This window comes from Paenarthrobacter sp. NPDC092416 (genome assembly GCF_044755025.1).
In the GTDB taxonomy this organism is placed as follows: domain Bacteria; phylum Actinomycetota; class Actinomycetes; order Actinomycetales; family Micrococcaceae; genus Arthrobacter.
This window is the reverse complement of record NZ_JBIVQG010000015.1, coordinates 17,026-40,495: the sequence shown is the minus strand read 5'-3', so window position 1 is coordinate 40,495 and position 23,470 is coordinate 17,026. Positions and strand designations below refer to the sequence as shown.

General features: G+C 62.4%; 23 protein-coding genes. 16 read left to right on the top strand and 7 right to left on the bottom strand.

What is annotated here, in order from left to right; genetic code table 11:
- Nucleotides 1–6 precede the first annotated feature (6 nt).
- The gene (locus ACIQC5_RS21000; protein WP_400286950.1) at nt 7–309 is read right to left on the bottom strand and encodes a helix-turn-helix domain-containing protein; all 303 of its coding nucleotides are present in this window, start codon (nt 307–309) and stop codon (nt 7–9) included.
- A 67-nt stretch (nt 310–376) separates the two neighbouring features.
- On the opposite strand from ACIQC5_RS21000, the gene map reads away from it, so the two are divergent.
- Nucleotides 377–1,150, top strand: coding sequence for a type I methionyl aminopeptidase (map, locus tag ACIQC5_RS20995; protein WP_400286947.1), 774 nt, complete (start codon nt 377–379; stop codon nt 1,148–1,150).
- 13 nt (nt 1,151–1,163) lie between these two features.
- Here map and ACIQC5_RS20990 read toward each other — a convergent pair whose 3' ends face one another.
- The 3 genes from ACIQC5_RS20990 to ACIQC5_RS20980 form a co-directional block, all read right to left on the bottom strand.
- Nucleotides 1,164–2,432 carry a MinD/ParA family protein gene (locus ACIQC5_RS20990; RefSeq protein ID WP_400286944.1) on the bottom strand — a complete coding sequence of 423 codons (1,269 nt, stop codon included), beginning with the start codon at nt 2,430–2,432 and terminating at the stop codon, nt 1,164–1,166.
- Nucleotides 2,433–2,631: 199 nt separating this feature from the next.
- On the bottom strand, nt 2,632–2,874 hold the full coding sequence (locus tag ACIQC5_RS20985) for a hypothetical protein (RefSeq protein WP_400286941.1): 243 nt from the start codon (nt 2,872–2,874) through the stop codon (nt 2,632–2,634).
- A 144-nt stretch (nt 2,875–3,018) separates the two neighbouring features.
- A complete protein-coding gene (locus tag ACIQC5_RS20980; RefSeq protein WP_400286938.1) occupies nt 3,019–4,050 on the bottom strand; it encodes a LacI family DNA-binding transcriptional regulator in 1,032 nt (343 codons plus the stop codon).
- Nucleotides 4,051–4,250: 200 nt separating this feature from the next.
- On the opposite strand from ACIQC5_RS20980, the gene ACIQC5_RS20975 reads away from it, so the two are divergent.
- The 4 genes from ACIQC5_RS20975 (at nt 4,251) to ACIQC5_RS20960 (ending at nt 10,047) form a co-directional block, all read left to right on the top strand.
- On the top strand, nt 4,251–5,567 hold the full coding sequence (locus tag ACIQC5_RS20975) for an ABC transporter substrate-binding protein (protein WP_400286935.1): 1,317 nt from the start codon (nt 4,251–4,253) through the stop codon (nt 5,565–5,567).
- Between the two features lie 63 nt (nt 5,568–5,630).
- Nucleotides 5,631–6,560, top strand: a complete 930-nt coding sequence (locus tag ACIQC5_RS20970; RefSeq protein WP_400286932.1) for a carbohydrate ABC transporter permease — start codon at nt 5,631–5,633, stop codon at nt 6,558–6,560.
- Nucleotides 6,557–7,387: a carbohydrate ABC transporter permease gene (locus tag ACIQC5_RS20965; protein ID WP_400286929.1), complete on the top strand. Its 831-nt coding sequence runs from the start codon at nt 6,557–6,559 to the stop codon at nt 7,385–7,387. Before ACIQC5_RS20970 ends, ACIQC5_RS20965 begins: the two co-directional genes overlap by 4 nt.
- 62 nt (nt 7,388–7,449) lie before the next feature.
- On the top strand, nt 7,450–10,047 hold the full coding sequence (locus ACIQC5_RS20960; RefSeq protein WP_400286927.1) for a family 78 glycoside hydrolase catalytic domain: 2,598 nt from the start codon (nt 7,450–7,452) through the stop codon (nt 10,045–10,047).
- A gap of 86 nt (nt 10,048–10,133) precedes the next feature.
- Here the strand turns inward: ACIQC5_RS20960 and ACIQC5_RS20955 are convergent, their stop codons facing one another.
- Complete coding sequence (locus ACIQC5_RS20955) at nt 10,134–10,592, bottom strand: MarR family winged helix-turn-helix transcriptional regulator (RefSeq protein WP_400286924.1); 459 nt, start codon at nt 10,590–10,592, stop codon at nt 10,134–10,136.
- Between the two features lie 139 nt (nt 10,593–10,731).
- On the opposite strand from ACIQC5_RS20955, the gene ACIQC5_RS20950 reads away from it, so the two are divergent.
- The 11 genes from ACIQC5_RS20950 to ACIQC5_RS20900 all read left to right on the top strand — a co-directional run bounded on the left by ACIQC5_RS20950 (nt 10,732) and on the right by ACIQC5_RS20900 (nt 20,989).
- Nucleotides 10,732–11,682, top strand: a complete 951-nt coding sequence (locus tag ACIQC5_RS20950; protein ID WP_400286922.1) for an SDR family NAD(P)-dependent oxidoreductase — start codon at nt 10,732–10,734, stop codon at nt 11,680–11,682.
- Between the two features lie 2 nt (nt 11,683–11,684).
- Complete coding sequence (locus tag ACIQC5_RS20945; RefSeq protein ID WP_400286919.1) at nt 11,685–12,575, top strand: amidohydrolase family protein; 891 nt, start codon at nt 11,685–11,687, stop codon at nt 12,573–12,575.
- Nucleotide 12,576: 1 nt separating this feature from the next.
- Nucleotides 12,577–13,791 (top strand): acyl-CoA dehydrogenase family protein, encoded by a 1,215-nt coding sequence (locus ACIQC5_RS20940; protein ID WP_400286916.1) that lies wholly within the window; start codon nt 12,577–12,579, stop codon nt 13,789–13,791.
- Between the two features lie 25 nt (nt 13,792–13,816).
- A complete protein-coding gene (locus ACIQC5_RS20935; protein WP_400286913.1) occupies nt 13,817–14,272 on the top strand; it encodes a MaoC family dehydratase in 456 nt (151 codons plus the stop codon).
- 69 nt (nt 14,273–14,341) lie between these two features.
- Entirely contained in the window at nt 14,342–15,667 is a 1,326-nt protein-coding gene (locus ACIQC5_RS20930) for an MFS transporter (RefSeq protein ID WP_400286910.1), read from the top strand.
- Nucleotides 15,668–15,679: 12 nt separating this feature from the next.
- Nucleotides 15,680–17,230, top strand: coding sequence for an o-succinylbenzoate--CoA ligase (gene menE / locus ACIQC5_RS20925; protein ID WP_400286908.1), 1,551 nt, complete (start codon nt 15,680–15,682; stop codon nt 17,228–17,230).
- Between the two features lie 395 nt (nt 17,231–17,625).
- Nucleotides 17,626–18,108, top strand: a complete 483-nt coding sequence (locus tag ACIQC5_RS20920) for a DUF805 domain-containing protein (protein WP_400286905.1) — start codon at nt 17,626–17,628, stop codon at nt 18,106–18,108.
- A gap of 124 nt (nt 18,109–18,232) precedes the next feature.
- Complete coding sequence (lhgO, locus tag ACIQC5_RS20915; protein ID WP_400286902.1) at nt 18,233–19,435, top strand: L-2-hydroxyglutarate oxidase; 1,203 nt, start codon at nt 18,233–18,235, stop codon at nt 19,433–19,435.
- 92 nt (nt 19,436–19,527) lie between these two features.
- On the top strand, nt 19,528–19,722 hold the full coding sequence (locus ACIQC5_RS20910) for a hypothetical protein (protein ID WP_400286900.1): 195 nt from the start codon (nt 19,528–19,530) through the stop codon (nt 19,720–19,722).
- 124 nt (nt 19,723–19,846) lie between these two features.
- On the top strand, nt 19,847–20,149 hold the full coding sequence (locus ACIQC5_RS20905) for a DUF4193 domain-containing protein (RefSeq protein ID WP_400286897.1): 303 nt from the start codon (nt 19,847–19,849) through the stop codon (nt 20,147–20,149).
- Nucleotides 20,150–20,443: 294 nt separating this feature from the next.
- A complete protein-coding gene (locus ACIQC5_RS20900) occupies nt 20,444–20,989 on the top strand; it encodes a hypothetical protein (RefSeq protein ID WP_400286894.1) in 546 nt (181 codons plus the stop codon).
- A gap of 120 nt (nt 20,990–21,109) precedes the next feature.
- Here the strand turns inward: ACIQC5_RS20900 and ACIQC5_RS20895 are convergent, their stop codons facing one another.
- A complete protein-coding gene (locus ACIQC5_RS20895) occupies nt 21,110–22,648 on the bottom strand; it encodes an APC family permease (protein WP_400286891.1) in 1,539 nt (512 codons plus the stop codon).
- Between the two features lie 174 nt (nt 22,649–22,822).
- Nucleotides 22,823–23,404: a helix-turn-helix domain-containing protein gene (locus ACIQC5_RS20890; RefSeq protein ID WP_400286889.1), complete on the bottom strand. Its 582-nt coding sequence runs from the start codon at nt 23,402–23,404 to the stop codon at nt 22,823–22,825.
- Between the last annotated feature and the right edge of the window lie 66 nt (nt 23,405–23,470).

The following is a 23,470-nucleotide window of genomic DNA, read 5'->3' as shown; positions in this document are numbered from 1 at the left end:
TGACTCTTATGAGGCCAGCCACTCGCGCGCATTCCGAGCGGACCTGGCTGACAGAGAACCAGGTTCGGGCTGGTTGATCTCGGCCCAGACCGCATCCAGGGACAGGCCCAGAACCTCGGCGATGGCAGCGACGGTGGGGAAAGCCGGCGTCGCAACGCGGCCCGACTCAATTTTCCGGAGGGTCTCCGGTGACACGCGTGCGTCGAGCGCAGTCTCGAGCATCGACCGTTCTCCACGGGCGCGCCGCAAAAGAGCGCCGAGGCGCTGTCCGCGCTCGGCCTCGGCGGGTGTAAGCGGCAATCTGACCATGGCTCCAATTCTAATACCGGGATAATATGGCCGGGATAGTTATTGGAAATTGAAAGATGGGCGTCGCATGATCGAGATCCTGAACCCGGCAGAGCTAAGCCGAGCGAGAGAAGCAGGGGCGCTTGTCGCCACCATTCTGCAGACGTTGAAGACACGGACAACGGTGGGCACGAACCTCCTGGACATCGACCACTGGGCCAAAACCATGATTGCCGAGGCCGGAGCCCTGTCCTGCTACGTCGACTACGCGCCTTCGTTCGGGCGAGGACCGTTCGGCCACTACATCTGCACGGCTGTCAACGATGCTGTTCTCCACGGACTGCCTCACGACTACTCGTTGGCCGATGGCGATCTGCTGACGCTCGATCTCGCGGTCTCCCAACGAGGAATCGCCGCGGACTCTGCCATCAGCTTTATCGTGGGCGAATCGAAGTCCCCGGAGAGCATCGCATTGATCAGTGCAACTGAACGAGCGCTCCGCGCAGGGATAGCCGTTGCCAGACCCGGAGCTCGCATCGGTGACCTTTCCCATGCCATCGGTTCGGTCCTCACGGAGGCCGGATACCCAGTCAACGTCGAGTTCGGAGGTCATGGCATCGGATCAACGATGCACCAGGAACCAAGCGTTCCAAACGCCGGCAGGCCGGGCCGCGGGTACAAACTGCGCCCTGGCCTGCTGCTCGCCCTGGAGCCATGGGTCATGGAAAACACTGCCGAGCTCATCATGGATGCCGACGGATGGACGCTGCGGAGTGCGACTGGATGCCGGACGGCCCATAGCGAGCACACGATCGCCATCACCAACGACGGCGCCGAAATCCTCACCCTGCCGGAGCAATGAGGGCAGGAACCAGCTAGACGTAACCGTCCACAATCGCGGCTGCGATCTCCTTGTAGGCCCGACGTGTTCCCGCCGAAATCTTGTCCAGCGAAATGCGGTCGCCATCCGCCACGCCGCGGTCGTGCGGGACGGTGATGAGTTGCCGGCAGAATCCGGCCAGGTGCTCTTCAATGGCTCGCTTGTTGACCCGGCTGGATACCTGGTCCTTGTCCGTGACCACGACGATCGCGTTCCGCGCGAGATTCTCATAGCCATGATCGGCCAGCCATTGGAGGGTGTTGCGGGCACGCTTGGCGCCGCTCACCGCATAACCGGAGGCGATGACCAGGTTGGTTGCTTCCGGGAGCACGCCGGCCATGGCCGGGTGGGATACGCCTGTGCCGCAGTCCGTCAGTGTGACGGCGTAGTACTGGGACACGAGCTTCTTGATCTTCAGGTATTCGTCAGAGGTCAGGGCATCAGAGAGTGCCGGGTCCTGCTCGCCAGCCACCAAGTGCAGCCGGTTCGCGTGGTGCATGTAGTCGGTGAGCATAGTGAGCGAGGTGATGTGGCCGATGTCCCGGACGATATCCGTGATGGTCCTCGGCTTGACCTTTTGGTAGAGCATTTCGCCCAGCGCACGCTCTGCCAGGTCGCCGCTGTCCGGGTTGGCGTCAATGGCGCAAGGGTGGTCGCCCCGGTACTCGGCCAGGATCATGCCGACGCCAACGGTTGTGGACGTTTTCCCGATGCCGCCCTTGAGGCTCAAGATCGCTGTGTTGAAACTGCCTGAGAGCGGGCGGGCGATCCTGCGCTCCAGCTCGGCCTCATCCTGGTCCTTGGCGCTGGGGCCCAAGTTCACGAATCCACCCGTTGCTGAGTACAGCACGCCACGAATTCCGGTGCTGGGGCGCGGCCTGTCCGGCCGGACGAACTGCGTTTCGAGCTGCGTGGAGCCGTAACTTGGGCTTGCCTGGGCACTCGGAGGGGTGGGCTGCTCAAGCTGGCGCGTCGGCGGCTCGCTGTAGACCCGTTGGGCAGCGTTCGGGGAAGCCTCCGCCCCTGGGAAACCCACCACTGCTTCCGCACGGCCGTCCGGATGAACGTGGAATCGGCCTTCCTGGCCTTTGGCATGGTCGATTGCATCTGCCAGCACGGGCGCCCCGGACGCCTTGGCGTACTCGGCGAGCACTGCAATTGCTGCCGAGTACGGATCAATTCCATCCGGCGGCGAGATGGCTTCACCACCGACTGTTACTTTGCCGTCGGCAAACACTTCGACTCGAGTGGCCCCCAGTTCCATCGCTGCACCCTTCAATATTCCGCAAGGCGTCTGGCGACGCTCCAACCAGTGATACTAGCTGGGGCCGGCTGCGGTGGTCATGTCACGCGGCACTTGCCTGAGGCATCGACGACGCCACAATGGTCGGCGAGATCGTCCGCCGGAGCCTGGGTGGACTCATCAGCTCCGGTGCCCCTCAGTAGCTGCCGGAAGAGCCGTACTAGTGCCTGCCGCTGGTCCTGGCCATGAGGGCTTGCAGATCTTCGGCGACCTTGGCTACCTCGCGCTGCCGTGCACTTCGGGTGGGCTTTGATTCGTGGGTGGCTTGCCGCGCAGGCCTTGGCGCCGTGCGGGTCTGCGATGGGCGACGGAACGTTGCTTCGCCGCCAATCTTGGGATCACGCACGGGCACGACGACGGTGACGGTGCCTTGCAGGGGGTCGTGGAAAAGTGGGAGGTTCATGGTCCATTCCGGAAAGTGCAGGCCGCTGGCAGCGGCTTGAGGGATGCGACAGGGTATGATCTCTGATCCTGACATAACCTCAAAGCCTCCGATATGGACAGCTGCATACGGAACGCCCCAATGACTATGCAGATGTCCATGCCACTAGCGCGCTGCCGGCTCCGCTGTAGTCTTCCGCACGATCAAGCGTGGTTGCACCAGAAGGTGCTCGGACTCCCGGCGACCCTCGATCCGGGACAGCAGTAGTTCCGCCGCTTGCCGGCCCATCTGCACGCCGGATTGGTCGACGGTGGTCAATCCAATGGGTGGGAGCCCTGCCGATGGCACATTGTCATAGCCCACGAGTGACATGTCGCTGGGAACGTTGATTCCGGCCTCGAACAGGCTGGTGAAGGCGCCAAGGGCGGCGACGTCTGCGCCTCCGTGGAGCGCGGTGGGTCGCTTGGATGGCGGGCGTTCAGCGATGGAGCGTCCCGCCGCCAGACCACTTTCGTAACCCCATCGGCCGGGAATGTGGTCAATCCATTCGGCAAGCCCGTGCTTTTCCATCGCCAGGTCATAGCCATAACGGCGGACTGTTTGGGGCATGCCCGGCTCGCTCTCGGGCACTGTGTTGGCAAGCATGGAGATCCGTCGATGCCCCAGGGCCACCAGATGGTCCACAATGAGTGCGCTGCCGGCGATGTCATCGCTGGCCACAGTATCGAAATAGTCTGCCGGCCCGTGCCGGCCGAGAACCACCACGGGGATGGTCCGGCCGAGCTTTTCCAGCTCTTCGTTTGGTCCGAAAGGTGCAATGAGCAGCAGGCCATCCATGCGGCGGTCCACCATGGCCTCAATCAGTTTCTTCTGAGCATCCAGACCTTGCCGTGCCTGGCCGATAAGGACTTGGTAGCCAAGTTCCTCTGCCACATCCCGGATGCCCTCAACCAGCACCGAAAAGAACGAATTGGAAAGGTCAACCAGAAAGACGCCCAGTGTGTAACTGCTGCCGCGCATCCCACGGGCCAAGGCCAACGGGCGGTAGTTCAGGAGGGCTATGGATTCTTCGACCTTGGTCCGCATGGCCGGGCTGACCCCGTAAGCGTCGCGGAGAACTTTGGAGACGGCCGCCCGGGATACGCCGGCGTGCTCTGCCACGTCACTGATGGTGGCGCGCTTCACTGGCTCCATCATGAAAATCCCTCCTCGACACTGCGTCAACAGCAATTGTAGATTGATCTACGTAAAACTCTTGGCAAGGACTGTGACATGACTTACAGTAGAAAAACGTAGACCGATCTACACCACAATAAACAGGGCAAGTCGCGAACTGCGAGAGTCCTTTTGAAACGTTCCACGAACTACGAGGTTTGTGGCTTTACGAGGAGGTAAAGATGGCCGTAACGAGCAAGCAGCGCTGGGCCGCTCTGGCTGGGGGAGTGACAGTCTTGGCGCTGGCTCTGACCGGTTGCAGTGGGGGGAGCAGCAGTGCTGGCGGGAGCGAGAAGACCATCACGTGGTTGGTGGACAACGCTGAGAACACCGTGGCCGCTGCCGAGAAGGTCGCGGAGGAGTTCACGGCCGCGAATCCGGGGATCAAGGTTGAGGTTGAGACCCGTCCGCAGGGCGGGGATGGCGACAACATTGTTAAGACCCGGCTTTCGACGGCGGACATGGCTGATGTGTTCAACTACAACACGGGTTCGCTGTTGCAGCAGATCAACCCCGAACAGAACCTGCAGCCCATCACCAACGAGTCCTACCTCTCCAACGTCACCGACTCGTTCAAGCCCGTGGTGACCTCCGGCGGCGAGGTGTATGGTGTGCCGTTCAGCACCGGTATGGCCGGGGCGGTGCTTTACAACAAGAAGGTCTACGAGAAGCTCGGACTCTCGGTTCCCAAGACCTGGGATGAGTTCATGGCGAACAGCCGGAAGATCAAGGACGCGGGAATCGCGCCGATCATCCAGTCCTACCAGACCACCTGGACGTCGCAATTGTTCGTGTTGGGTGATTTCGCCAACGTGGTCACCACGGATCCGAACTTCCCGGCGGACTACACGGCCAACAAGGCTAAGTACGCCACGAACGCCGCAGCGATCAAGGGCTTCGAGCATCTTGAAGAGGCTGGAAAGGAAGGCCTGTTCAACGAGGACTTCGCGTCCACCACCTATCAGCAGGCGCAGGAGATGTTGGTTAACGGCGAGGGTGCGCAGTACCCGATCCTGAGCTTCGCGATCAACAACATCAAGGTGACATACCCGGACCAGCTGAACGATCTTGGCCTGTTCCCGCTTCCTGGCGATGATGCTGCCAAGAACAAGCTGACGGTCTGGATGCCCGGTGGCACCTACATTCCCAAGTCCACCAAGAACCTGGAGGAGGCCAAGAAACTCCAGGCCTTCATCGCCAGTAAGGCCGGCTGTGATGCCCAGACCGCTGCAGTGGGCGCTGCCGGGCCGTACCTGGTGAAGGATTGCGAGTTGCCCGCAGATGTTGCGGATGCTGTGAAGGACATGCTCCCGTTCTTCGAGGACGAGTCCAAGAACAGCCCTGCCCTGGAATTCCTGTCCCCGGTAAAGGGTCCTGCCCTTGAGCAGATCACCGTCGAGGTCGGTTCGGGCATCCGCTCGGCCAAGGACGGTGCCGCCCTCTATGACGAGGACGTCAAGAAGCAGGCCAAGCAGCTGAACTTGCCTGGCTGGAACTAGCCTCCCAAACCTTGGAAGCCGTCCGGGCCGGTCCCGGCCTGGACGGCATGTGGAGAGATTCTCATGACACTGAACACCGCACCAACGCCGACGGCGGTACGCCCGGTACCGCAGGCCGCCCGGCCAAAGCGCCGCAAGGGCCGCTCGGCCTACCCTTACTGGTTCTACCTTCCCGCGGCGGTCATTTACACCGCTTTGTTCCTGGTTCCCACTTTCGCGTCGTTCTTCTTCAGCTTTACGCGCTGGAACCTCACGGAATTTACCTTCATCGGCCTGGACAACTTCGTCCAGTTCTTCCAGGAACCGGCCCTTCTTAAGGGCCTGACCAACACATTCATCTATGGCGTGGTGACCTCCACGCTCAAAGTGGTCCTGGGCATGCTCCTGGCAGTGCTGCTGACTTCCCAGATCATTGCCCGCGGATACCTTCGCTCCGTGATCTTCTTCCCCGTGCTGCTGAGCAGCATCGGCGTCGGCATCGTCTTTACGGTCCTGATGGATCCCCGCAACGGCATGATCAACGAAGGACTGGCCGCCATTGGCATCCAGGGACCGGCCTGGCTGACGGACCCGGCCTGGGCGCTGGTCTCAGTCGCCCTGGTGGACGTGTGGAAGGGCGTTGGCCTCGCCACGGTGATCTACATCGCCGGCATTGTCTCCATCCCGCAGGAGTACTTCGAAGCGGCAAAAATGGATGGCGCCAGCTCCATCAAGAGCTTCTTCAACATCACCCTGCCCCTGGCCCGCCCGGCCACCGCAACGGTAATCATCCTTTCCCTGATCGGCGGACTGCGTTCCTTCGACCTGATCTGGGCTATGACCAAGGGCGGCCCCGGATTCACCTCGGACGTGATCGCTTCGGTCATCTACAAGCAGTACCAGGCAGGTTTCTACGGACTGTCCACCGCTGGGAACGTTGTCTTGTTCCTGATCGTGACGGCCATCATCCTGCCCCTGTCCATGTTCCTGAACCGCAAGGAGGTGGAACAGTGATTACCGCGCTCAAAAAGTATGGCGTCGGCGTCCTGGCCATCGCAGTGACCGTCCTGGTCTTCATCGTTCCCCTGCTCTTCATGGTCCTGACCGCCGTGAAGGACCGCAAGGAAGCGGCAAAACTTGATTTCGCCTGGCCCACCAACTTCCAATTCGTGGAGAACTTCACGCAGGTGCTCTCGGCCCGGAAGTTCATGCTGGTCACCGCCTTCGTCAACAGCACCATCCTCACCGTGGCCAGCGTCGCCATCCTGGTGGTCCTCGCCGCGATGGTGGCCTGGGTCCTGCAGCGCCGCAAGTCACGCTGGAACGGTGTGGCGAACTTCCTGATCCTCTCCGGCTTGATCATCCCGCCCGCGATCGTGCCCACCATCTGGGTGCTGCAAAGCATGGGATTGTTCAAGACGCTCCCGGGCCTGATCCTCATCGAAGTCGCGTTCGGCCTGTCCTTCTGCGTGATGTTGTTCCGGGCGTTCATCGCCTCCATTCCCAAGGAACTCGATGAAGCGGCCGTGATCGACGGCTGCGGACCCATCCGGCTCTTCTTCCGGGTCATCTTCCCGCTGCTGCGCTCGGTCATCGTCACCGTGATCGTGGTCCAGTCAGTGGCCATCTTCAACGACTTCCAGCACCCGCTCTACTTCCTCCCCGGGGACGCGAACGCCACCGTGCAGCTGACACTGTTCAACTTCCAGAGCCAGTTCACCACCAACTACAACCTGCTCTTCATGAACATCCTGCTCATCACCATCCCGCCCTTCATCATGTACCTCTTCTTCAACCGCCAAATCGTGGCAGGCATGACCGCCGGAGCCGTCAAAGGCTGAACCCACCCAAAAGCCGCACCGCCCGCTGAAGAAGCGCCACCCACTCCAAGGAGACTTCCCCTATGCCTGCCACCGTCCATCCGGCGACTTTCGAACACTTGCCCTCGATACCAGGGACCGGCGCCCTGGGTATCGGCCTCGCCGCGCCGCGTATTTCCTGGAAGACCACGGCCGAACCGGGGTGGGTCCAGGAGGGTTACCAGATTTCAGTGACCACCGCTGACGGACAGTGGACGGGCGAGCGAACCGACTCCGCAGAGTCCGTGCTGGTCCCGTGGCAGAGGACTCCGCTAACGTCCGCGCAACGTGCAGAGGTCAGGGTCCGTGTGTGGGGAGTGGGAGACGAGGCGCCGAGCGAATGGAGCCAGCCATCCGCCGTCGAAAGCGGTCTTCTTGACCCAGATGACTGGACAGCAACCGCGATCGCCCCCGCCTGGGACGAGGATCCGGAAGCTGACCGCCGACCACCTCTGATGCGGCGCGGCTTCACGCTGGACCGCCCGGTTGCCTCAGCCCGGCTGTACGTGACGGCGCACGGTCTCTACGAGGTGGAAATCAACGGCGTCCGCGTGGGCGACGACGCGCTAGCGCCCGGCTGGACCGTCTATGGTGAGCGTCTGCGCTACTACACCTACGACGTCACGGAGCACGTTTCCGACGGCGACAACGCGATCGGCGCGCTGCTTGCGGACGGTTGGTACCGCGGCAGGATCGGTTTCAAGGGCGGTTACGCGAACCTCTACGGTGACAAGATCGCGCTGTTGGCGCAGCTGCATATCACGCACGACGACGGCTCTGTCACCGTGGTTGGCACGGACGAGTCCTGGAAAGCGTCGTTCGGCCCGATCCTCCTCTCGAGTCTGTACAAGGGCGAAACCTACGATGCCCGGCAGCTGCCCAGTGGCTGGAGTACCCCGGCGTTCGACGACGCCGGCTGGGAGCCGGTGACCGGCGTCGAACGCGATCCCCGGACACTGGTGGCACCGGAAGGTCCGCCGGTCCGCTGCACCGACGAGCTGCGCCCGGTGCGTGTGTGGACGTCTCCGGCCGGAAAGACGCTGATCGACTTCGGCCAGAACCTGGTGGGTCGCCTCCGCATTACTGTCCGCGGTGCCGCCGGTTCCACGGTGACACTCCGCCACGCAGAGGTCCTGCAGGACGGGGAACTGTACACCCGCCCGCTGCGCGGAGCCGACGCCACGGACCGCTTCACCCTGGCCGGAACCGGCGAGGAAAGCTGGGAACCGCGGTTTACGATCCATGGCTTCCGCTACGCCGAGATCACTGGCTGGACCGGAGGGGATCTTGCGGAAAACGTTGTAGCACGGGTGTACCACACAGACATGGGGCGCACGGGCTGGTTCGAATGCTCCAACCCGGACCTGAATCGCCTGCATGACAACGTTTTGTGGAGCATGAAAGGCAACTTCGTCGACATCCCCACGGACTGCCCCCAACGCGACGAGCGCCTCGGCTGGACCGGGGACATCCAGGTGTTCGCCCCTACAGCGAGCTTCCTCTACGACTGCTCCGGCATGCTGTCCTCCTGGCTCAAGGATGTGGCCGCCGAGCAGCTCCCGGACGGCACCGTGCCGTGGTATGTGCCTGTCATTCCCGGCGGCAATTACTGGACGCCGATCCGTCCGGGCGCGGTCTGGGGCGACGTCGCCGTGCTGACTCCGTGGACCCTCCATGAGCGATTCAACGACCCCGGAATTTTGGCTGCGCAGTATGAGAGCGCCAAGGGTTGGGTGGATCTGGTGGACCGGCTTTCCGGCGGGAGCCACCTCTGGAACGGCAGCTTCCAGCTGGGCGACTGGCTTGACCCAACGGCCCCACCGGAGGATCCCACCAAGGCCATGACTGACAAGCATCTTGTGGCAACGGCCTACTTCGCGTGGTCTGCACGGCATCTGGCGAAGTCGGCTGCTGTGTTGGGCAAGTCCGACGACGAACTGCGCTACCTCACGTTGTCACGCGACATTGCAGCGGCTTTTGCCAGCGAGTACATCCACCCCGACGGCATCATGACCAGCGACGCCCAGACGGCGTATGCTCTCGCGCTTGTCTTCGATCTCTTTCCCGATGCTGAATCCAAAGCGCGGGCAGGCAGCAGGCTTGCCGAGCTTGTCCGGGCGAACGGAAACCGGATCGGTACTGGCTTTGCGGGCACGCCAGTGGTCTCCGACGCGCTCACGCTTTCGGGTGAGATCGACGCCGCCTACGACCTTCTCCTGGAGAAGGAATGTCCCTCCTGGCTCTATGCCGTAGGGAAGGGCGGAACCACCATCTGGGAGCGCTGGGATTCGATGCTCCCGGACGGCTCCATCAACCCGGGCGAGATGACCTCCTTCAACCACTACGCCCTGGGCGCCGTGGCCGACTGGATGCACCGCGTGGTTGCCGGCTTGGCTCCGCTCGAGCCCGGCTACCGCAAGATCCTCGTCAAGCCGCAGCCAGGCGGCGGGCTCGGTTGGGCGTCAGCCCGGCACGAGACGCCGTACGGTACCGCCTCGGTACAGTGGCGGATCGACGACGGCGACCTGAGCGTCGTCGCCGAAATTCCCACCGGGACCACGGCACGGGTTGAGCTGCCCGGGCAGGAGCCGCTTGAGGTTGGCTCGGGCCGCCACGAATTCGCGGTTCAGCACGCTCTGTAGTCGACAACGTCAACAGCCGGGCAGGGGGAGTTCCCCTGCCCGGCTGTTTTGCTGTGCCGCGACGTGCGTCCGTTGAGGCCCGCCGGTTAGCCCCACAACGCCTTCTTGAGGAGGGTCCTCAGCTGCGTGTTTTCTTCCTCGCTGAGTGCTGTGAGCTGGGTCTGTTCGCACACTTCCAGTGCAGCCCGCGCTTTGTTGTGGATCCGCCGGCCCTCAGCTGTGGAGACGATGATCTTGGCCCTGCGGTCCTGCTTGCCTTGGGCCCGTTTGACAAGGCCGCGGTGTTCGAGGTCGTCCACCAGGCTGACCACCTGGCTGGGATCCAGGCTGAGGAAATCGGCGAGCTCGCGTTGTGTGGGTTCCAGGCCGCTGCACGCGAGTGTGAGCACGGAGAACGACCGCTCCCGGAGGCCGTAATCCGCCAGCGCCTTGTTGTTCAAGAGCGAACCAGTGGCGTGCAGTTTGGCCAGTAGAAGGCCCACGTCGTTGCCGATTTTGGCCGTGGCCAGGCGCGGGATTTCCACTTCGGTGCTTTGCGGGCCCATGACAACTCCAATAGTAATGAAAAACAATCGTTGACTTTTTCAATGATCCGTATTCTCATTGATCATGACAAGGATCTCACGACGCAGTGGGATCGGCCCCACCGGTTCCGGCCGGTGACTGCATGCGAAGGAGCACGCCATGAGCTTGAACGGCAAGGTTGCAATTGTTACTGGGAGCGGGCAGGGTCTTGGACTCGCTTACGCGAGGGAACTCGCCCGACAGGGTGCCGCCGTCGTGATTAATGACGTGAACGCTGAGACCGCTGCAGGCGCCGTTGCGCAGATTGAGGCCGACGGCGGCCGGGCCACGGCGGTGGTGGTTCCGGTCGGTTCCACTGACGCCGCCAAGGCCCTGGTTGCCGGTGCCGTTGAAGCATTCGGCCGGTTGGACATCCTGGTCACCAATGCCGGCATCCTGCGGGACAGGAGCCTGCTGAAAATGACCGACGAGGACTTCGACCTGGTCATCAACGTTCACCTCCGCGGTACGTTCACGTGCGTCCGCGAGGCGTTCGCGTACTTCAAGGAAAACACCATCCAAGGCCGGATCATCACCATCGGTTCCCCAACAGGCCAGCGCGGCAACTTCGGGCAGACCAACTATGCTGCCGCGAAGGCCGGAATCGTGGGTATGGTCCGCACCTGGGCGCTGGAAATGAAGAGGGCCGGTGTCACCGTCAACTCCGTGATCCCGGTCGCCGCGACGGCCATGACCAAGACCGTGCCGTACTTCCAGAAGGCGGTGGAAGCCGATGAGCGTGGCCAGGCCATGCCCTCGTTTTTCCGGCATGACCTCGGTTTTGGAACGGCCGACGACGTCGCCGGGCTCATTGCTTTCCTGGCCTCCGACTCGGCTGCCAACATCACCGGCCAGGCCATCGGCGCCGGCGGTGACCGGCTTCAGGTCTGGACCCACCCTGAGGCTGCGAGCACCGAGTACCGCGATGGCGGCTGGACCTACGAAGCCCTGCGCGAAAACGCCGGCTCGCTCTTCGGTGCGGACGCGTTGCAGAGCTACGGCGAGGAATTCCTGCCGCTGCCCGAGGGGCTGCAGCCTGAACCGGCGGCTGTATCTTCCCAGGCCCGCTGATCATGGCCACCCGTTACGAACTCGGCATCGACGCCGCCAAGCTCGATGCGATCGATATGCACGTCCACCTCGAAGTAGACAGCTGCGGCCATGGCTCCCTTCCGGACGCCCTCACTGAGGCCTCCGCCAAGTACTTCAAGGCCGAGGACCGTACGCCGTCATTGGACAGGATCGCCGAGGTGTACCGCGAACTGAACATGGCCGCCGTCGTCTTTACTGTCGACGCACGGACGCAGCTCAAGCACGAACCCAACAGCATCCCCGAACTGATCGAGGGAGCCGCCCGGAACAACGATGTGCTCATTCCTTTCGGCAGCGTGGACCCCCGTACGGGGGAGGACGCAATCGCCGGAGCCAAGCACCAAGCTATTGAACTCGGCGCCCGCGGTTTCAAATTCCACCCCTCACTGCAGGGTTTTGACCCGTCCAACGAGCAGTTCTACCCGCTCTGGGAAACGCTGCAGGAACTGGGGCTGCCGTGTATTTTCCACACGGGCCAGAACGGCATGGGCGCCGGGCTTCCCGGCGGGTACGGAATCAAGCTGGCGTACTCAAACCCGCTGCTGCTGGACGCCGTCGCGGCTGACTTCCCGGGCCTGCAGATCATCATGGCCCACCCCTCGGTGCCGTGGCAGGACGAAGCCAACTCGATCGCCACCCACAAGTCCAACGTGTTCATCGACCTCTCCGGGTGGTCGCCCAAGTACTTCCCTGAGTCCCTGGTCCGCCTGTCCAATTCGGTGCTTCAGGACAAGGTGTTGTTCGGCACGGACTTCCCGCTGATCACACCGCAGAAATGGTTGGGTGCGTTCGCGGACTTGCCCCTGAAGGACGAGGTCCGGCCGAAGATTCTCAAGGAGAACGCGGTCCGACTGCTCGGTTTGGGTGGTTGAGATGTCCACCACGGTGCTGGAACAACGGCTGTACTCCGTCGCGGACTGGTATGACGCCGAAGCGCTGCTTACCACCGAGGAGCGCGCGGTACTGGGACGGTTGCGGAATTTCCTTGATACCGAGGCCAAGCCGCTCCTGGCCGAGTACTGGGAGCGTGGAGACTTCCCGGAGCAACTGGTGCGGCCGCTGATCGATCTTGGCATCATGGAGCCGTTTGCGGCGCCCGCCCGGGGAATCTACCAAGGCTTCCGGATCTTCGAGCTGGCCCGAACTGATGCGTCCTTGGCCACCTGGTACACAGCCCAAGCCGGCCTGTTCCGTACAGCCATCCGCATCGGCGCTTCCGAGGCCCAACAAAAGGAGTGGATGCCCAAGGTCATCGACTTCTCCCTCAAAGGCGTCTTCTCGCTGACCGAGCCGGAGCACGGTTCGGACATCGCCGGCGGTCTCTCCACTACAGCGCGCTTCGAAACAGGCGTCGACGGCGGCGCAGGCCCGGACGGCGGCAGCTGGGTTTTGGACGGTGCCAAGCGGTGGATTGGGGGTGCTTCAACGGCCGACGTGCTGTGCGTGTTCGCACGGGACGTAGCTGACGGGCAGGTCAAAGCTTTCCTCGTGGACCGATTGGCGCCGGGCGTCAGCCTCGAGAAAATCAACGGCAAAACGTCCTTGCGGATGATGCAGAATGCCCATATCACCCTTCAAAATGTCCGGGTTCCCGAGGCCATGCGCCTGCACAACGTGAACTCGTTCAAGGACGTGGCTGCCATGCTCCGGGCCATGCGTTCGGACGTTGCGTGGATCGCGACGGGCATCCAAGCCGGCTCTTTCGAGGCCGCACTTTCTTACGCCAAAGAACGCCGGCAGTTTGGCAGGTCCCTTGGTTCGTTCCAGTTGGTGCAGGAAAAGCTCGCCCGTATGCTCGGCAACATCACGGCGTCACTCTCACTCGTCGTCCGGCTCACCGAACAGCAGGGCCGTGGTATCTACCGCGATCAGGACTCGGCCCTGGCCAAGATGCAGACGAGTCTGTTCATGCGCGAAACCGTCGCCCTGGCCCGCGAAGTGGTGGGCGGCAACGGGATCACCCTGGCCTCCGACGTCGCGCGTTTCCACGCTGACGCCGAAGCCGTCTATTCGTACGAGGGCACTCACGACATCAACGCCCTCATCATCGGCCGCGCCCTCACGGGCGACAGTGCCTTTACCCGCTAACCGCATATCTGCCAAGGAGGCAACGATGCCCAATCTCGTCGTCGATTTCGACACCCTGCTCACCATGACCGGCAAGGACCTCGGCACCACCGACTACCGCCAGATCACGCAGGACCAAATCAATCTGTTCGCTGACGCCACTGACGATCAGCAGTGGATCCACGTTGATCCCGAGCGCGCCAAGGACGGCCCGTTCGGCGCCCCCATCGCCCACGGCTTCCTCACCTTGTCCCTGATCATCCCGTTCTGGGGCGAGCTGTTCGACGTTGACGGCGTCACTACCAAGGTCAACTACGGCCTGGACAAAGTCCGCTTCACCTCCCCGGTCAAGGTGGGATCCAAAGTCCGCATGCAAGGCAGCATTGCCGAGGTCACCGAGGTCAAGGGCGGCGCCCAGATCAAAGTCAACGCCACCATCGAAATCGAAGGCCAGGAACGCCCCGCCGTCGTGGCAGAATTCCTGGCGCGCTTCTACAAATGAGCCGCTTCCACAAATAAGCCGCTTCTACAAGTAGTCCCAAAACACCCCTCCTCATCCCAAGGAACAGCCATGTCAGGACACACTGCTCTCGCACCTGCGAGTACGGCCGCGAAGCGCAAAGAAGCGCGCACGGTCATCATGTCCAGCTATCTGGGCAGCACCATCGAGTTCTACGACTTCCTGCTGTACGCAACAGCCGCGGCGGTAGCTTTCCCCAAAGTCTTCTTTGCCGGTACCGACCAGTGGGTTGGCGTCGTTGCTGCCTATGCCACGTTCGCCGCCGGATACGTTGCCAGGCCTTTGGGTGGCATCATCTTCGGCCACTTTGGCGACAGGATCGGCCGTAAGGGAATGCTCATTGTCTCCATGGCCATGATGGGAATCGCATCCACACTCATTGGACTCATCCCGGGAGCCAATGTGATCGGTCCATGGGGTGCAGTTCTCTTGGTGGTCCTGCGCGTCTGCCAGGGTATAGCCGTCGGCGGTGAATGGGGCGGCGCTGCACTGATGGCCCTGGAACATTCCGATCCCAAGCGGCGCGGCTTCGCGGCGTCGTTTGTCAACGCCGGCGCCCCTACGGGCGCGGTCCTGGGCACCCTCGTGATGGGCATTTTTTCAGCCCTGCCGCAGGACGCCTTCCTTGCCTGGGGCTGGCGCGTGCCGTTCCTGCTCTCCTTCGTGCTCTTGATCGTGGGGATGTTCGTCCGGCTTCGGGTCTCCGAAAGCCCGATCTTCGCCGAAGCCGTGGCCAAGGAACGCGCCCTGGGCACCAAGCGCAAGATCCCGCTGCTGGAGGTGCTGCGCCGTCCGAAAGCACTGATCATGATCATGTTTGCCGGCGCTGCCGGTTTCGGTCTCCAAGTAGTGCTGCCTACGTTCTCCGTGACCTACGCGGTCTCCAAGGGCGCACCGCAGCAGGGCGTGTTGTACGCATTCGCCGGGGCGTCGGCCATCTCCATCCTGTTCGTCCTCCTGGGCGGCAGGCTGTCCGATCGCTTCGGCCGCCGGCCGGTCATGGTCACCGGCTTGGCCCTGTTCATCCTCTACTTGTTCCCGATGTTCGGGATGCTGAGCTCCGGCAATATTGGCCTGATCTTCCTGGCGTTCACGGTGGCACTCGTCCTGCACTCGTCCCTCTACGGGCCCCTCGCAGCGTTCGTCTCGGAACAGTTCGGTACTACCAACCGGTATACGGGTGCAGCGGTGGGCTACCAACTCGCCACCTTGATCGGGGCAGGCTTCACGCCCGGCATCGTCGCCGGGCTGTACAAAGATGCCGGTCAGAGCCTTGTCCCCGTGGTCGTGTTCCTGTCCATCATGTCGCTCGTGTCGATTGTGTTCATCCTGCTGACGCGGGAGTCTAAGTACAACGACCTCTCCAAGGTCAGTTAGGAGTTACGCACCATGGACAACAACGGAGTTGGATCCTGGCTGCACCGTCGGCGTGCCAAGTCCGGAACTGCAGCGGCCCTCATTTCCGGCGAACAGACTTTCAGCTACGCCGAGATCGCCAACCGGACCGACCGGCTTGCGAATGCCCTGAAGGACAGGGGAGTAGCGAAGGGGGACCGCGTTGCCTACCTCGGCGAGAATCACCCCTCTTTCGTGGAGACCTTCTTTGCCTGCGGCCTGCTCGGCGCGATCTTCGTCCCGCTGAACACACGCCTCACCGCCCCGGAACTGCAGTTCCAGCTGCAGGACTCCGGGGCCCGGCTCCTGATCAACGCCGACGCGTTGGACGTTGTAGCATCCGAGTCAGTGACAGGCACGGTTGTAACCCACCGTCTTGTGGTGGCACCCGACGACGACACCGACGGTTCCGCAGTTGAGCTGCCATCCGGCGTCGAAGGCTATGACGAGGTGCTTGCGGTCGCAGCCGCGACTCCGCTGGACCAAGCAGTGACACTGGACGACGGGGCCATGATCCTCTACACCTCCGGCACCACGGGCAAGCCCAAAGGGGCGCTGCTGACGCACGGCAACATCACGTGGAACTGCTTCAACACCGTGGTGGACATGGACCTGAACCGGAACGACGTCGCGCTGATGATCTCGCCCCTGTTCCACGTGGCGTCTTTGGATATGGGCCTGCTGCCGATGCTGCTCAAGGGCGCCACGGTGGTGCTTGAAGCCAAGTTCGACGCCGGTCGCGTTCTGCAACTCGTGGAGCAGCACCGCGTCACCACACTCAACGGCGTCCCCACCACCTTCCAGATGCTGTGTGACCATCCGGATTGGCCGACGGCGGACCTCCGCTCCTTGGACAAACTCACCTGTGGCGGCTCTGCGGTTCCGCGCCGGGTGCTGGATGCGTACGAGGAACGGGGCATCGGTTTCACGAGTTGCTACGGCATGACCGAGACGGCTCCCGGGGCCACTATGCTGCCGGCGTCGAGGTCCAAGGAGAAAGCCGGTTCCGCAGGTTTGCCACACTTTTTCACTGATGTCCGGATCGCGGATCCGCTAGGTGGCGTTGTTGCTCCGGGTGAAGTGGGGGAGATCCAGATCTCCGGGCCCAACGTCGTCAAGGAGTACTGGAACCGGCCCGAGGCGACGTCCGAAAGCTACGCGGATTCCTCCTGGTTCCGGTCCGGTGACATGGGATTCCGGGACGAGGAGGGCTTCTTGTTCGTCTCGGATCGCATCAAAGACATGATCATCTCCGGCGGGGAGAACATCTATCCGGCGGAGGTCGAGGCCGCAATCGCCGAACTGCCGTCAGTGGCCAGCGTTGCTGTGATTGGTGTTCCCGATGACAAATGGGGTGAGGTTCCGCGGGCGATCGTGACCCTGCGGGAAGGGGCGTCATTGTCGGAGGAGGAGCTGCGCTCGCATTTGGACGGCCGACTCGCCAGGTACAAGATCCCCAAGTCCGTGGTGTTTGTCGAGGAGATGCCGCGCACGGCCAGCGGAAAGATCCGCAAGGTGGAGCTCCGGAAGCAGTTCGCCTCCTGACGCTCTTTCACGTCCCGCGGTGTTTTCCCTGACGCTCTTTCACATCCCGCGGTGTTTTCCCTGACGCACTCTCACGTCCCGCGGTGTTTTCCGTGACCCTGTCTCAGGTCCTGTATTCCGACTGAATCGCGTGCGTGAGCGTCCCGCCCGACGTCGGCACTTGGGTGAGCGACCGACGTCGACCTTTTTGGTCGGGATGTGAGAGAGGGATTGCGGAAATTGGTCGGGATGTGAGAGAGGAACTGGGCGAGGACACATTGCGTCAACGGACTAAATCCCGGTTAATTTTGTCCATCGACCTGCCTTATTCGCGCCAAGAGCATTACGATAAGGCACGACTCTCATTACTGAGCGCACTGTCATAACAATGACTAACCTAACCGGGGGAAATACCAATGAGCTATCAGCAACAACCGCAACAGACTCAGCCCTACGGCGCACAGGCCGGCGAACCGCCGCTTTGGGCTCCGTACTACGGCGCGCCGATCGGTGCCGCTGTAAAGCGCTTCTTCAAGAAGTACACCGTCTTCACGGGCCGTGCGAGCCGCAGCGAATACTGGTGGTGGACTTTGGTTTCAGTCGTCGTTAGCACGGTCTTTAACCTCATCGCCACCGTCGGTACTTCGGTCAGCCGGGACGGGTTACCTGTTTACGGCCCAGGCGCCGTCATCGGATTCATCCTCCTCGGCATCTGGGGCCTTGCAACGATTGTTCCCTCGATTGCCCTGACCGTGCGGCGCCTCCACGATGGGAATTTCAGCGGCTGGCTTCTGCTGCTGGTACTCGTGCCGTTCATTGGAGCCTTGGCTGTGCTGGTTCTCACGCTTCTGCCGTCCAACCCAGCCGGCCAGCGTTTCGACGTTCCGGGCAGCGTCTAGTCACACGCGGTAACCAAGATCCACGAGGGGCGGCACGTTACGTGCCGCCCCTCTTGCGTGCCCGGCGAACCGCACCGTGAAATGCTGTCAGTGACACGGACCAGCCCCAACGTTGAGGAGTCGGATGCCCAGGAAACTCAAACACTGCGCAGTGGTGGGCGGCGGTATTATCGGCGTCGCCGTCGCGCGGGAGCTGGCCAACAGGCTCGACGGCGTCCAAGTCACCGTGTACGAGAAAGAGGACCGGCTCGCCGCGCACCAGACCGGCCACAACTCCGGAGTGGTCCACGCGGGCCTCTACTACGAACCCGGCGGTCTCAAAGCCACACTATGCCGCCGGGGCGTGGAGCTGCTCAAGGAATTCTGCGCCACCAAGGGCCTCCCGTATGAAACGTGCGGCAAGGTGGTCATCGCCCAGACCGGGCAAGAGAAAAAGCGGCTGGAGAGCATCTTCGCCCGCGCCACGGCCAACGGCGTGCCCGGCGTACGGATGTTGCGTGGCGACCAAATAGGCGAGGTGGAGCCGAACGCCGTCGGACTTTCTGCTTTGCACTCGCCCGAAACGGCGATCGTCAATTACGCGGCCATCACCAACGCACTCGCCGACGACGTCAGGGCCGCGGGCGGGCACATCCGGCTGGGGCAGGAGGTCACCTCGCTGGCGCAGCAGGGGAGCGGTGTGGTGGTCCACACGAGGGACGGCGGCGAGCATTACGACCTGGTGGTCGCCTGCGCCGGGCTGCAGTCGGACCGCTTGGCGGCAGCGACCGGCGAGCCGGCCACTCCGCGCATCGTTCCGTTTTTCGGACAGTATTTCCTTCTGGGCGGCGACGCCAAAACCAAAGTCAAAGGGCTCATTTATCCCGTTCCGGACCCGAAACATCCTTTCCTCGGCGTGCACCTGACCAAGCGCATCGACGGCGAAATGATGCTCGGCCCCAACGCGTTCATTTCCTTCGGCCGCGAATCCTATTCCTGGAGAAACGTCAACGTCCGTGATGTTCTGAATTACACGCTGTTTCCCGGCTTTTGGAACTTCGCCCGCCAGAACGTCCCATCGGCGGTCCGCGAATTCCAAACCGTGGTCAGCAAGAAGAAATTCATCAAGGAAGCGATGCGCTTTGTGCCGTCGCTGGAAGGGGCAACGGTTCTTCCTGGCACGCGCGGTGTTCGTGCCCAGGCAATGAACGGCGACGGCTCGCTGGTGGACGACTTTGTGATTGCACGACGGCGGGACACGGTTTTGGTACGCAACGCACCGTCTCCCGGGGCTACTTCGTCCCTGGCGATCGCCGAGTACATCGTCCAGCAGGCGCTCCAGGACTGATCGAAACTGGCCGTGGGCACTGGCGGCGAGAGTTAACAAGCCCGTGACGCACGGGAAACGGACTCCACATCCGGGCTGGATACCGTTGCGGCATGATCGCATCGATATTGGCCGGACTGGGCACGAAAATCGCCTCGTGGATTGAAGCCGCGTATGTGCTGGACTGCGCCGATCCGGAGATCGAAGCGGGCCAGGACTGGACCTGGTTGCCGGCGCTCAGTGGGGTAACAGTTGCCAGTGCACAGGCCATTCAGTCCCATTCCGGAAAGGCCCGCATAGACGCCTAAGGGGTCACTCGAAAGCTGCAGAATGTTGCGTTGAGCACAGTATTCGTCCATCACGTGTACTATGCCCTAAACTGCTTCACTGAGGTGCCTGAAATGGCATTATGCAGCAACGAAAGCGAACCCCATGGCTACCGATTACGATGCCCCCCGCAAGACAGAAGAAGAGTCTCCCGCTGAATCGCTTGAGGCCCTTCAGGCGTCACGTGGATCCGGTGCACAGACTGCAGTCATCGACGTCGACGAAAACGACACTGCCGAAGGAATCGACCTTCCCGGCGCCGATCTTTCCGGTGAAGAACTGACCGTTATTGTGGTCCCGGAACAGTCTGACGAATTCACGTGTTCTTCCTGCTTCCTGGTCCGCCACCGGTCGCAGGTTGCACTGGAAAAGAACGGCCTCAAGTACTGCAAGGATTGCGAAGGCTAGACACGAAGCACCGCAAAACGCACGGAGCCCCGTCAGACCAGGATCGGTCGGACGGGGCTTTTGTACGTCGTCGTCAAAGATCACGCTGAGGTGTCGTTATCTTCGATCACGAACGAGTGCGCGAACGCCCCCAAATTCGCCGTTAAACCGGTGAAAAACCAGGCGTCGATCACCCTCCTGTGACCACTCGCAGGCCCCTTTAACGGTTGTGCGCCGAAGCGGCCACATACCGTCCAAAGCCCCCGCGACGCTCCTAGTCTTGAGGTATCCATCACTCCTGAAGGGGGCCCAAAAATGAGGAAGTTTCGTGCGGGTTTGGCAGCGGTTTTAGTAGCAGCCGGACTCGGTTTGGTGGCACCGGGGCCAGCCTCGGCTTCACCTTATTGCGGCATTATGTGGGGTTCGTTGGCGAAGGCCGACGCTGACATGAGTGCCGCCCAGGTCACCAACGTTCGTACGGGGCAGCAGCCGTGCTACGACCGCCTGGTGATCGACCTGGCCGGCAAGGTGGCTGGCTATTCGGTGCGGTATGTTCCCGTTGTTGTCCAGGATGGGTCCGGCTTCGAAATCCCGATGCTGGGTGATGCTGATCTGCAGGTTGTAGTGACGGCGCCGTCCTACAACCACAACGGCCAGCCCACCTACACTCCTGCGGCCAAAGCCGAACTGTCCAACGTAGCTGGCTACCAGACGTTCCGTCAGGTGGTCTTCGCGGGCAGTTTTGAAGGCTACACGAGCATCGGCTTGGGCGTCCGTGCCCGCCTTCCGTTCCGGGTGTTCACCTTGGACGGACCCGACGGCGGTTCGCGGCTCGTCGTCGACGTCGCCCATCGCTGGTAGGGGGCCCGCCCGAACCCGGGAGTGCGTCGGGAACGCGGGAGAGCGGCCCGTTCGCCGGAGCTATCCGGCGAACAGGCCGCTCTTGAGTGTTGTCGCAGCTTTCCCGCGATCTCGAAAGGCCTACTCGGGCACCACCAGCGCGGGGGTGTCCTTGCGGATGGTCTCGCCCCGGAAGAAGCCGGGCCGGATGCGGGACATGATCACCATGACCACGGCACCCATCGCCAGGATCCCCACGCCGAGCACGAACACGAGCCCCACGCCGAAGATTTCCGAGCCGCTTCCGAACTCCGGAGCCCAGCTGTCAACGGCGGTCTGCAGGAACACCACGAACAGGCCGACGCCACCAAGCAGCGGGCACAGGAGCCGCAGGACGAAGTTCCGGAGGCTGGAGAAGACGCTGTTGCGGAAGTACCAAACGCAGGCGATGGCTGTGAGTCCGTAGTAGAAGCAGATCATCAGCCCCAAAGCCAGGATGGTGTCGTTGAGGACGTTCTCGCTGATCACGTGCATCACGGCGTAGAAGCCCGCGGACAGGACGCCGGCCGCCACCGTGGCGAAGCCCGGCGTCGAGAACTTCCTACTCATGCTGCTGAAACGCTCAGGCAGGGCGCCGTAGTGCGCCATGGCGAGCAGGCTGCGCGACGGCGAGGTGAACGTGGACTGCAGCGACGCCGCCGAGCTGGACAGCACGGCGAGCGACATCAGGATCGCGAACGGACCCATGACCGGTGAGGCGAGTGCGGTGAAGACGTTGGAGTGGTTCTCGGCGTTGTTCAGGCCGATGCCTGTGTCTCCGACGCCGGCGAACATCATGGTGGCGATGGTGACCAGCAGGTAGATGCCCAGGACAATGACTGCCGTCAGTGTGCCTGCGAGGCCTGCGGTCTTTTTGCCGTTGGCGGTTTCCTCGTTGACTGTGAGGCAGACGTCCCAGCCCCAGTACACGAAGATCGACAGGGAGATGCCGGCAGCGATCTGGCCGAACGTTTCGATTTTGGTGACGTCGAACCAGTCCCAGCTGAACGGAACAGCGGTCTCGGACGTGGACCAGTTGGCGAAGGCCATGGCGACGAAAAGGCCGAGGACCAGCAACTGGAAGCCCACCAGGCCGTACTGCACAATCTTGGTGGTGTGCAGGCCCCGGTAGCTGACCCAGACGGCAAGTGCCACGAACACGAAGCACGTGGCAACGTTGAGCAGCTTGTTCGAGGCGAGGTCGGCGAGCTCGGGTGAGCCTGTGGCCTGTGCCAGGAACAGGTAGAAGAAGTCCACGGCGACGCCCGCCAGATTGGACAGGACAATGATGTTGGCTGCGAGCAGGCCCCAACCGCCCATCCAGCCCACCCACGGGCCGAACGCTTTGGTGACCCAGGTGAATGTGGTGCCGCTGTCCGGCGAATCGGCGTTGAGTTCGCGGTAGGCGAGGGACACCAGGATCATCGGGATGAACCCGATCAGGAAGATGACCGGCAGTTGCAGTCCGGCTTCGTTGACGGTTGGGCCGAGCGCGCTGGTGAGCGTATACGCCGGGGCGATGGTCGAAATGCCAAGAACGACGACGGCGAGGAGCCCCAGCTGCCCCGTCTTCAGTCCCTTGCCGCTGATGTCGTGCGACGTTGCGGCTGCGCTGCCGCCGTGGCTGATGGTCTGGCTCATGAGTGGCCCTTTCTAGATGGGCAAAGGCTGTTGCTGTGGTGCAAGTGACGCGTCGTGGGAGTCGGGTGAGACGGCTGTCACTATATGAATAGCATTCATTTAGTATGAGTGCAGTCACGCTCCGACGCAAGCGGCAAAAAATAAATTGCCGTCATTTATGGTTCGCGGGGGTGGCTAGCGCTTGGGCCGCGCCCGCACGTGCATGCGCTCACCTTGCTGCCCGAAGAGCGTGAGGAGCTCCACGGGGTCCTTGGTGGCGCTGGCGAACCAGTGCGGCGTGCGGGTGTCGAACTCCGCCGCTTCGCCGGGTTTCAGGACAAAGTCGTTCTCGCCCAGCACCAGCCGAAGCTTGCCGTTGAGGATGTACATCCAGTCGAAGCCTTCGTGCGACTGGGGATGGGGAATCTCTTTGCCGGTGGCGCCTGGAAGGACCATTTTGAACGCCTGGATTCCTCCCGGCCTGCGAGTCAGGGGCAAGGCCGTGCCCCACTCGTGCACGTGGGGCTTGAGGTGGATGCGCGGATCACCGGTCTCCGGGGCATCAATGAGTTCTTCCAGGGGGATCCGGTGAAGCCTGGCGATCGGCAGGAGAAGCTCCAGCGTGGGCTTCCGCTGCCCGGATTCCAGCCGGGAGAGCGTACTGACGGAGATTCCGGTTGCTGCCGAGGCCTCCGCGAGTGTCACGTTGCGTTGGGTCCGCAGGGCGCGGAGGCGCGGACCAACGGCGTCGAGCATCTTGCTGAAATCAGTGGCCATGGCTTCAGTTTGCCATACTGGCAAACTTTCTTGCTGAATCAGCCGCACCTGCCAACCATGGAAGAA

Excerpts from the sequence above, each read along its gene's own strand:
- ACIQC5_RS20935 (WP_400286913.1), top strand. The coding sequence starts at position 13,817 with ATGCCCAATCTCGTCGTCGATTTCGACACCCTGCTCACCATGACCGGC.
- ACIQC5_RS20905 (WP_400286897.1), top strand. The coding sequence starts at position 19,847 with ATGGCTACCGATTACGATGCCCCCCGCAAGACAGAAGAAGAGTCTCCC.
- ACIQC5_RS20945 (WP_400286919.1), top strand. The coding sequence starts at position 11,685 with ATGGCCACCCGTTACGAACTCGGCATCGACGCCGCCAAGCTCGATGCG.
- ACIQC5_RS20985 (WP_400286941.1), bottom strand. The coding sequence starts at position 2,874 with ATGAACCTCCCACTTTTCCACGACCCCCTGCAAGGCACCGTCACCGTC.
- ACIQC5_RS20955 (WP_400286924.1), bottom strand. The coding sequence starts at position 10,592 with ATGGGCCCGCAAAGCACCGAAGTGGAAATCCCGCGCCTGGCCACGGCC.
- ACIQC5_RS20930 (WP_400286910.1), top strand. The coding sequence starts at position 14,342 with ATGTCAGGACACACTGCTCTCGCACCTGCGAGTACGGCCGCGAAGCGC.
- ACIQC5_RS20895 (WP_400286891.1), bottom strand. The coding sequence starts at position 22,648 with ATGAGCCAGACCATCAGCCACGGCGGCAGCGCAGCCGCAACGTCGCAC.
- ACIQC5_RS20975 (WP_400286935.1), top strand. The coding sequence starts at position 4,251 with ATGGCCGTAACGAGCAAGCAGCGCTGGGCCGCTCTGGCTGGGGGAGTG.
- ACIQC5_RS20940 (WP_400286916.1), top strand. The coding sequence starts at position 12,577 with ATGTCCACCACGGTGCTGGAACAACGGCTGTACTCCGTCGCGGACTGG.
- map (WP_400286947.1), top strand. The coding sequence starts at position 377 with ATGATCGAGATCCTGAACCCGGCAGAGCTAAGCCGAGCGAGAGAAGCA.
- ACIQC5_RS20920 (WP_400286905.1), top strand. The coding sequence starts at position 17,626 with ATGAGCTATCAGCAACAACCGCAACAGACTCAGCCCTACGGCGCACAG.
- ACIQC5_RS20960 (WP_400286927.1), top strand. The coding sequence starts at position 7,450 with ATGCCTGCCACCGTCCATCCGGCGACTTTCGAACACTTGCCCTCGATA.
- ACIQC5_RS20990 (WP_400286944.1), bottom strand. The coding sequence starts at position 2,432 with ATGGAACTGGGGGCCACTCGAGTCGAAGTGTTTGCCGACGGCAAAGTA.
- ACIQC5_RS20970 (WP_400286932.1), top strand. The coding sequence starts at position 5,631 with ATGACACTGAACACCGCACCAACGCCGACGGCGGTACGCCCGGTACCG.
- menE (WP_400286908.1), top strand. The coding sequence starts at position 15,680 with ATGGACAACAACGGAGTTGGATCCTGGCTGCACCGTCGGCGTGCCAAG.
- ACIQC5_RS20900 (WP_400286894.1), top strand. The coding sequence starts at position 20,444 with ATGAGGAAGTTTCGTGCGGGTTTGGCAGCGGTTTTAGTAGCAGCCGGA.
- lhgO (WP_400286902.1), top strand. The coding sequence starts at position 18,233 with ATGCCCAGGAAACTCAAACACTGCGCAGTGGTGGGCGGCGGTATTATC.
- ACIQC5_RS20910 (WP_400286900.1), top strand. The coding sequence starts at position 19,528 with ATGATCGCATCGATATTGGCCGGACTGGGCACGAAAATCGCCTCGTGG.
- ACIQC5_RS20950 (WP_400286922.1), top strand. The coding sequence starts at position 10,732 with ATGAGCTTGAACGGCAAGGTTGCAATTGTTACTGGGAGCGGGCAGGGT.
- ACIQC5_RS21000 (WP_400286950.1), bottom strand. The coding sequence starts at position 309 with ATGGTCAGATTGCCGCTTACACCCGCCGAGGCCGAGCGCGGACAGCGC.
- ACIQC5_RS20980 (WP_400286938.1), bottom strand. The coding sequence starts at position 4,050 with ATGATGGAGCCAGTGAAGCGCGCCACCATCAGTGACGTGGCAGAGCAC.
- ACIQC5_RS20890 (WP_400286889.1), bottom strand. The coding sequence starts at position 23,404 with ATGGCCACTGATTTCAGCAAGATGCTCGACGCCGTTGGTCCGCGCCTC.